This window comes from Spirulina subsalsa FACHB-351, assembly GCF_026130165.1.
In the GTDB taxonomy this organism is placed as follows: Bacteria; Cyanobacteriota; Cyanobacteriia; order Cyanobacteriales; family Spirulinaceae; genus Spirulina_A; species Spirulina_A subsalsa_A.
This window is the reverse complement of sequence record NZ_JAIHOM010000168.1, coordinates 1-8,308: the sequence shown is the minus strand read 5'-3', so window position 1 is coordinate 8,308 and position 8,308 is coordinate 1. Positions and strand designations below refer to the sequence as shown.

The following is an 8,308-nucleotide window of genomic DNA, read 5'->3' as shown; positions in this document are numbered from 1 at the left end:
TGGGGCGCGCCCGAATTCACGCATCGGGAGAGATTCCCTCTTGGTTGGTTGGAGAAATCCTGTCAGCTAACGGAGACTCGTAGAACGATGAATCCCCCTGCCTTCAGGCGGGGGAGAACGTCAACTCAATCAACCTCTATTTCTTGATTGCCTATTCCCATCGATGGCTGTGATTAGCGCGACGGGGTAGGTGTTTTTTTTAGGGATTCGGGAAAATGGCTGAAACTCAAGGAGGGTATGGGTTTGAATGGCTTGGTGAATCAGGGACTGTCGCGCACCTTACGGGGCAAGGGTTTCAGCCTTTTCTTGTCTTTTCCCGAAGGCTGTGTTATAGTTTTGGGGTGGGTGTCGCGCAAGTCAAGCGGGAAAGTCACACGGGGTAACGGTTTCAGAGTGCCGCTCTTGAAACGATGTATAATGCCTATGAGGTATTGAAACCTTGCTGAAGATCCCAGCGAGGAGTTCAGTTTGTATATCTTGAAACGATGTATAATGCCTATGAGGTATTGAAACAGGGGTTTGTAATCCCTGAAATCCCAGAAAATTATCACCTTGAAACGATGTATAATGCCTATGAGGTATTGAAACAATCTTATCGCACTACCATCGCCCTTATCGGGTTCTTGAAACGATGTATAATGCCTATGAGGTATTGAAACAGAGGGAGCCAATCCTCCCCTAAAAGCAAAAATTGCTTGAAACGATGTATAATGCCTATGAGGTATTGAAACAAGCAAACTAAACAGTTCTAACTCTACCTAAAATCTCTCTTGAAACGATGTATAATGCCTATGAGGTATTGAAACGTGCAGCCAATCCAAGCATGAACACTCTTGATTGCTTGAAACGATGTATAATGCCTATGAGGTATTGAAACATTTAGTATATTTTATTCTATATTAAGCTTCATCACTTGAAACGATGTATAATGCCTATGAGGTATTGAAACTGATTGCCCCCAGTGCCGACGTTACATGGTCGCGCCTTGAAACGATGTATAATGCCTATGAGGTATTGAAACGCCTGTGGACTCAGGCACGGAATAGAAGAACTGGCTTGAAACGATGTATAATGCCTATGAGGTATTGAAACAAACTGACCATCTCTAACAGCTTTTATTTTGTCACCTTTGGCTTGAAACGATGTATAATGCCTATGAGGTATTGAAACGCAAAAAAATCTTATCACAAAAAACTATGATCACTTGAAACGATGTATAATGCCTATGAGGTATTGAAACCCATTGATTGCATTGATTTGGGAGTTCTGCGTCTTGAAACGATGTATAATGCCTATGAGGTATTGAAACGCGTCCGTAGTCTGGAGGGCGGCAATCTGATCGCTTGAAACGATGTATAATGCCTATGAGGTATTGAAACATGGCTGTTTTTGGGACAATCATGACTCCATGTCTGCAACACCTTGAAACGATGTATAATGCCTATGAGGTATTGAAACTTGAAACTCGCGACTAGCTTGCACCGATAACGCCTGACCGAAAGAAACCCCACGCTGCCCTATCGAGTCAGACGTGGGGTTTCTTGCGGAAGAAGCTAAAAACTGTCGCTACACCCAATCCGCCTATTTTGTTGGGTTTCGCTGTCGCTACACCCAACCTACGGATAGTTCATTAACTCAAGGATTCGCGCATTTCTCGATAACACCAACGAACTAAAATCGCACCAATTACGAATTTAGCTAACTCTAAACCCCAATAACTAAACTGCATCGCAATCATTGTGTTAGGAAGCGTGTTAGAGAGAGAACTAATCCCAGAATCAAACAGATTGAGATGTAAACCTAAGCCACTCATTTGGGGAGTCAAAATGTAGGTATAAATGAGAGCAATCGTTAACAGAACCCCAGAGAGAACTAAAGATCCTCGGTCAATCAACTTAGAGAGATGATGATGATAATAATGTAACACTAAAAAACAAGTTGTAATTAAACCCGCACAGAGTAACTCTAGGCGGTTAAAAATCCCAAAGACTAGATAACCCGCACCGATAAATCCCTCTTGTGCCATCATGCCAGAAGCATATAAGCTAGGAAGGATCACAAAGTCAATGACCACACTGCTACTGAGCCAAAAGCCTAGAGTCGCTAAGACCACTAGCTGCCAGTTCAGGGGTTTAGACCATTGATTAGAGTATGAAGCCATGTTGCCCTGTAGAACTCATCACCTTTAGCTTAACGAACTTTTGGGGGTAAAAATATCAAAAAACATTACGATTTTACTGTTAGACAGCGCGTTGCAATGGGAATTTATTGGGATTGATGAACGAAGTTAAAGAAATGTAAAAAATACTTGCCAATTGAATCTATTTCAATTCCATTCTTCTGCCCAGTGATGAAATCTAGAGACAAGGCCTTGTGTTCCGTTGATGAAATATTCTCTTTCTACGCTCCATGTTTGACTGTTCCACCAGTGATTTAATCTCATCCCTGTCTCCTCTGCTCCTCCATCGGCAAACCCTTGACCTACTGTTGATAGAACTGTTAGAGAGTTTACAGACTGTGCCTGTGCCTAGTCAAATCTGGCTTAAATGTGGGGAGTTAGGGACTTGGCAGAGAACCGTTCGGCATTATCAGGAACAAGTGGGGAAACCGACGCAAGTTTATTGTTGTTGGGAAAAGGGAATAGGGAGGGAGTGGGGAGAAATGATTCCCTTTCAGGTGGCCGATACAAGGTCTAGTGATAGTTTTGTGGTGATTCAATCTCCGGTGGTGGTGATGGTGTTGGTGGTGCAACCGAAACCCTCCCAAGGCAACTATTTTGAGGGGTGGTGTAGTTTTGATCCTCAAGTGGCGATCGCCATGTTGCAAGAAATTCAAAAACATCTAGTAATTTCCGACAACACCCCCAAAGATTTGTTAGTGGAAATGGTGCCGGAATCCCTTCCCCCTCCCCCCTCCCCTTGGTTAACAACCCTGTGGTTGAATACCTTACAATCCCTTGAGTTAAAACACACCCTCACCCCCCAATCCCCCCCAAGAGATGGCGAGGATGTCGGAACTTCTCAACTCTTGCAACAAGTGCTAGGGGAACTGAGTACCCCCCTGACTCGTATGAAAACGGCCCTGGGATTGCTCAACTCTCCCCAACTGAAACCCTCCCAACGAGAGCGTTATTTGATTTTGTTACAGCAAGAGTGCGATCGCCAACAATCCCTGATTAAAGGTGTGCGCTCCCTACTTGAACTCGATCAACCCCCCCGAGAAACCCCATCCCCCCGCTTATACATCGAGCAAATTCTACCCGGCATTGTTAGCACCTACCAACCCCTCGCCATGGAACAAGGGATTCAACTGGGTTATACCATTCCCGTGGGTTTACCCCCCATTTGCTGTCCTGAATCGTGGTTTCGTTCCATCGTCTGGCACCTACTCAACAACAGTTTACAATTCACCCTCCCTCAAGGTAGAGTATACGTCCTAGCCTCCTTACAAGGGGAATACATTCAACTCGCCTTTGAAGACACCGGAATAGGCATAGATCCCCACCATCTCCCCAAAATTTTTGACAGTTTTTATCGAGGCCATCCCTCCCTCCACAGCCAAAAAATGGGCGTGGGTTTGGGTTTAACCATCGTACAACGTCTCTTAATTCGATGTGGGGGGTCTATTTCAGTTCAAAGTGAGTTAAAGCAAGGTTCGACCTTTAAAGTATTATTTCCTTGTGCGAAAAATGGCAGCCCTTAAAATCTTGCCCACACTTTACCTGTTCTTAAAAATCGATTGTTACAATCCTTGAGCGGGTAGGAGCGCGCTCTTTCTGGAGCCATAACCTAGACGGAAATATGAGAATTGTTATTTTGTCCAGTGCGGAGACACCTTTATGACTGTAAACAATGAACTGATCAATCAATCTCAAGCCTTTAGTGATAGTACATCCGTTATCGATGTAGAAGATTGGAACGTCTATTACGGCGATTTCCATGCCTTGAAAAGCATTTTCTTAAAAGTCCCCAAAAACAAAGTAACCGCCTTTATCGGTCCGTCTGGGTGTGGAAAAAGTACCCTCTTGCGCTGTTTTAACCGTTTAAACGATTTAATCCCCAGTTTCCGCGCCACAGGACGAATGACCTATCATGGTCAGGATCTCTATAGTTCCAACGTGGACGCGGTACAAGTGCGTCGTCGCATTGGCATGGTGTTCCAGAAACCCAACCCCTTCCCCAAATCAATCTATGACAATATCGCCTATGGGGTGCGGGTGAATGGGATCAAGGGAGATATGGATGAAATTGTCGAACAGTCCCTACGCAGAGCAGCCCTATGGGACGAAGTGAAAGACAAGCTGAAACAAAACGGCACCGCCATTTCCGGGGGACAACAACAACGGCTTTGTATTGCTCGTGCGATCGCCGTTCAGCCCGATGTCGTCCTAATGGATGAACCCTGTGCCTCCCTTGACCCCATTTCTACCCTCAAAATTGAAGAACTGATTCACCAACTTAAAGAAAACTACACCATTGTCATAGTCACCCACAATATGCAGCAGGCCTCGCGGGTAGCCGATCTCACCGCCTTTTTCAACGTGCGCGTCGTCGATGATAAACGTCAAGGCTATTTAGCCGAAGTAGACCGCACCGAGATTATTTTCCAAAACCCCAAAGAAGAAGCCACCCAGCAATATGTAAGTGGTCGTTTCGGTTAATTCCTCAACCTCTCTCTCCACCTGAGAGAGAGTTCAGGATTAACCTAGCTCAGATGGGTTAGGGTCTGCTGAATATGGCTCTAACCACTGCTATTCAATGAACAGTAATCAGTAAGACGATTAAGACAATATTTAGTTTGGGTTTAACTCGTTGATTAGAGTGAGGTTTTTTGTGGGTTTGTGATCATTCATTTATTGCTTTATATTTCAATACTTCCTCTTCTAAACTGTCCATTTTTCCATAATCTAAGTCACCTAATACATTAGAACATTTGTTTGACAAATAATAATTATATGCCCGCTCATCATATAAATCGATTGATTTTAAGTAATCTTTAGAGATACAAGTAACTGCTAGTTTAGCAATGGTATGAACTTCAGTTCTTTTATTATCAAAAATATATTTCTGTGAAAATTCACACCAGTATGTTTCTTTCTTTCTGGGGTTATTGCTACGTGCGAAGTCTATAGCTAAACCTATGTATTTAATATTATCTTCAGTGACAATTGGCTCTCCTTTATGATTCATTAATGTCTTGGTAAATTGAGATATTTCGTTAATATTGAATTTTTCAATTTCATAACATTGGTAGTAACTTGTAATCAAACTTAATAAATATCCTGTGTCAACATTATGATGCACTAATGAATAAGAATCGTCTATATAATTTATCAACTCATTAAAATCTAAAAACATTTCTGCTTCTTTTGATGACATAATCATTTTCTCCTTAGATGGCTGTGATAAATGCAAGTTTTGTAATTGTTAACCTCTAGAGTTTACGTCTCAATTCTGGAATACTGAGCCAAAAAGTGGGGTTAGCATAAAACGCGAATCCGAGAAATCCCGAAGGAGAAGCCTACACCTCCCCATCAGGTAAGCCTAGGAGCAAGTCACAAACGCCCAGTACCTGACTCCACTGATTCCTGTTAAAATCGGCTCAAGAACTAGAGAAAACCCTCAGCTTATGGTTCCTTTAACAGCAAAGTTTAGCATCCAACCACTGGGCATTTTAGGCGGTCTGTTGCTCTCCGGTGGAGTCTTAGGGCTGTCCCACTCCCCAATCCTCGCCCAATGGCTGCCTCAACTGGAAGCAGAAGGGATTACTCCCCCCCATTTCCAATCGGCCCCACCCCCTCCCGGCAATGCCCCCCTCCCTCCCGATCGAGTCCGTCAAGAGAATATCCGAGAACGGGATTTTCGCATCACGGCACTGCAACCGGATTATACCGGGGATCTCTGGGTGGGATCTTGGATTGGATTGACCCGCATTGACCCCAATACAGGCCGGATTAACGCCCGAGTCGCCCTACCTAACTATAATATCGGAGCCTTGGCAGAAGACCGTTCTGGGCGTATTTGGGTGGGAACCTATCAAGGATTGGTGCGGGTAGATCCTCGCAGTAATGAGGTGACAGCCCAAAATTTTAGCTTGCCCTCCAATCGTGTGTTATCCCTATTAGTAGATCATCGAGGATACCTCTGGGTGGGAACCGATCGGGGATTGGTGTTAATTAGTCCCGATCAAGGGTTACGAATGACCACCTTGCAAGCCTTACCCGGGGTGAGTGCAAATGCCTTAGCGACAGATAATGAGGGTCAATTGTGGGTCGGAACCTTAGAGGGATTGGTTCAAGTGAACACAGCCAGCGCCTTAATTATGGGGCGAATGTCCAATATTCCGGGGGGGGTAGTACAAACTCTAGCTAAGGCCCCGGATGGGAATTTGTGGGTGGGTACCATTAGCCATTTATTGGTAGTGAATCCCATTGATAAGCGCATTGTCCGCACGATTCGGGAGTTTGATGGCCGCAATGTCAAGTCGATTCGCTTTGCTGCTGATGGTCGGGTCTGGGTGGGGACTGAAAATGGGTTATATAACTTAGATGGGTCAACGGGGGCCATTTTAGGGCAGATTCCGGATTTGCCCTCCCATCGGGTTTTATCCTTGTCTCCCGATACGGGGAATAAATTGTGGGTGGGGACCAGTGAGGGGTTAGCATGGGTCAGTCAAACGACGGGATTAGTGCGGCCTCATTTGGCTTTTGTGCGGAATCCTCCCCCGATTTATTAGTTTTGAGGACTTGGAGCAAAAATGCCTGTCACCCCGCAAACGCTACGGAATTGGAAACATCAACCCCAGCCTTTTGTCATGTTAACGGCTTGGGATTGGGCGATCGCACAAATTGTCGATCAAGCAGGCGTTGAGGTGATTCTCGTCGGAGACTCCCTCGCCATGGTAGCCCTAGGCTATGCCAACACCCTACCCCTCACCCTTGACCAAATGATTCACCACAGTCAAGCGGTCTGCCGAGGGGTTAAACAAGCCCTAGTAGTGGTAGATTTGCCCTTTCTCACTTATCAGGAAAGTATTGCCCAAGCCATTCACTCGGCCGGGCGCATTCTTAAGGAAAGTCAAGCCCAAGGGGTGAAAATTGAAGGGGGAAGCCCCGAGATTGTGGAAACCATTGCCAAGTTAACCCGTATTGGCATTCCAGTCATGGGTCATGTGGGCTTAACGCCCCAATCGGTGCATCAATTGGGGTATAAGCAACAGGGGAAAACGGAGGCGGAGGCGGAACGGATTTTGAAGGAAGCGATCGCCATTGCCGAAGCGGGAGCCTTTGCCCTCGTCCTTGAACATATCCCCGCCCCCCTCGCTGCCCAAATTACCGAAAAATTGCCCATTCCCACCATTGGCATTGGGGCCGGTTCCGCTTGTGATGGTCAAGTGTTGGTGACAGCCGATTTATGGGGGCTATCGGAGACGTTACCCCCCTTTGCAAAAGCCTACATCAATGGACGCGCTACCCTGACTGAGGCGACTCAGGCCTTTATTCAAGATGTGAAGTCGAGACAGTTTCCGCCGAATTTGTAGCCCTATATTTGAGTTGACGCTCCCATCGCTAAAAGCGAGGGATTCCCTGTTCAACCAGTTACCTTATCTACTAAGCTCTCACCTAATAGACAGTGGGTAGTCTGTCCGAGGGCTTAAATTTCTGTCCGCCCGACAGTATTGGCTCTACGAAGTATGTTGATAGCGGCGTTTTCATCTCTGTCTAGAACACAGCCACAAGAACAAATATGAGTCCTAACAGACAATGTTTTCTTGACAATGGAACCACAATTAGAACATTCTTGACTTGTATACTGTGGATTGACCGCTAGGACAAACTTCCCGTGGATTTGTCCAAAGTAGTCCAGCCAATTGGTGAACATAGACCAACTTGCATCACTAATAGACTTAGCCAGCTTTCTATTTTTCACCATATTAGAAACCTTCAAATCTTCATAGACGACCAAATCGTTAGATTGGATTAACGCTTTTGCTGTCTTAACAACAAAATCTTTACGTTGTCTAGAGACTTTTAAATGAAGGCGGGCTACTTTTGACTTTTGCTTTTGACGCTTGTTGCTTCCTTTTTTCTTCTTAGATAGCTTACGCTGTGCTTTCTTTAAACGCTTCTCAGCGTGACGAAGAAATCGAGGATTGTCTAGTTTTTCTCCATTGGAGTCAGTGAAGAAATGGTTTAAGCCCACATCAATTCCTATTTCCTTTCCTGTATAATCAAGGGGTTCTACTCGTTCAAGGTCTAGGACAAATTGGCAATAGAATCCGTCAGCCCTTTTGAGCAGCCTAATCCTCT

The 8,308-nt window shown here is 45.1% G+C and carries 6 protein-coding genes, 2 pseudogenes and 1 CRISPR repeat array; of the genes and pseudogenes, 5 read left to right on the top strand and 3 right to left on the bottom strand.

Going from position 1 to position 8,308, the window contains the following annotated elements; genetic code table 11:
• Nucleotides 1-83, top strand: a pseudogene (locus K4A83_RS23705) (RNA-guided endonuclease TnpB family protein); the annotation flags it as partial.
• Between the two features lie 318 nt (nucleotides 84-401).
• Nucleotides 402-1,458: a CRISPR direct-repeat array (repeat unit 37 nt; unit sequence CTTGAAACGATGTATAATGCCTATGAGGTATTGAAAC).
• A gap of 172 nt (nucleotides 1,459-1,630) precedes the next feature.
• Here the strand turns inward: K4A83_RS23705 and K4A83_RS20985 are convergent.
• On the bottom strand, nucleotides 1,631-2,161 hold the full coding sequence (locus K4A83_RS20985) for a DUF4149 domain-containing protein (RefSeq protein WP_265266655.1): 531 nt from the start codon (nucleotides 2,159-2,161) through the stop codon (nucleotides 1,631-1,633).
• Nucleotides 2,162-2,409: 248 nt separating this feature from the next.
• On the opposite strand from K4A83_RS20985, the gene K4A83_RS20980 reads away from it, so the two are divergent.
• Together K4A83_RS20980 and pstB are read left to right on the top strand one after the other, a co-directional pair.
• Nucleotides 2,410-3,702, top strand: a complete 1,293-nt coding sequence (locus K4A83_RS20980; RefSeq protein ID WP_265266654.1) for a sensor histidine kinase — start codon at nucleotides 2,410-2,412, stop codon at nucleotides 3,700-3,702.
• Between the two features lie 136 nt (nucleotides 3,703-3,838).
• Nucleotides 3,839-4,660, top strand: coding sequence for a phosphate ABC transporter ATP-binding protein PstB (gene pstB, locus K4A83_RS20975; RefSeq protein WP_265266653.1), 822 nt, complete (start codon nucleotides 3,839-3,841; stop codon nucleotides 4,658-4,660).
• A gap of 184 nt (nucleotides 4,661-4,844) precedes the next feature.
• Here the strand turns inward: pstB and K4A83_RS20970 are convergent, their stop codons facing one another.
• Complete coding sequence (locus tag K4A83_RS20970; RefSeq protein WP_265266652.1) at nucleotides 4,845-5,378, bottom strand: hypothetical protein; 534 nt, start codon at nucleotides 5,376-5,378, stop codon at nucleotides 4,845-4,847.
• Nucleotides 5,379-5,628: 250 nt separating this feature from the next.
• Between K4A83_RS20970 and K4A83_RS20965 the strand changes: the two genes are divergently transcribed.
• Complete coding sequence (locus K4A83_RS20965; protein WP_265266651.1) at nucleotides 5,629-6,735, top strand: ligand-binding sensor domain-containing protein; 1,107 nt, start codon at nucleotides 5,629-5,631, stop codon at nucleotides 6,733-6,735.
• 21 nt (nucleotides 6,736-6,756) lie between these two features.
• Nucleotides 6,757-7,539 (top strand): 3-methyl-2-oxobutanoate hydroxymethyltransferase, encoded by a 783-nt coding sequence (panB, locus tag K4A83_RS20960; RefSeq protein WP_265266650.1) that lies wholly within the window; start codon nucleotides 6,757-6,759, stop codon nucleotides 7,537-7,539.
• A gap of 50 nt (nucleotides 7,540-7,589) precedes the next feature.
• Here panB and K4A83_RS20955 read toward each other — a convergent pair.
• Nucleotides 7,590-8,308 (bottom strand): annotated as a pseudogene (locus K4A83_RS20955) (RNA-guided endonuclease InsQ/TnpB family protein); the annotation flags it as partial.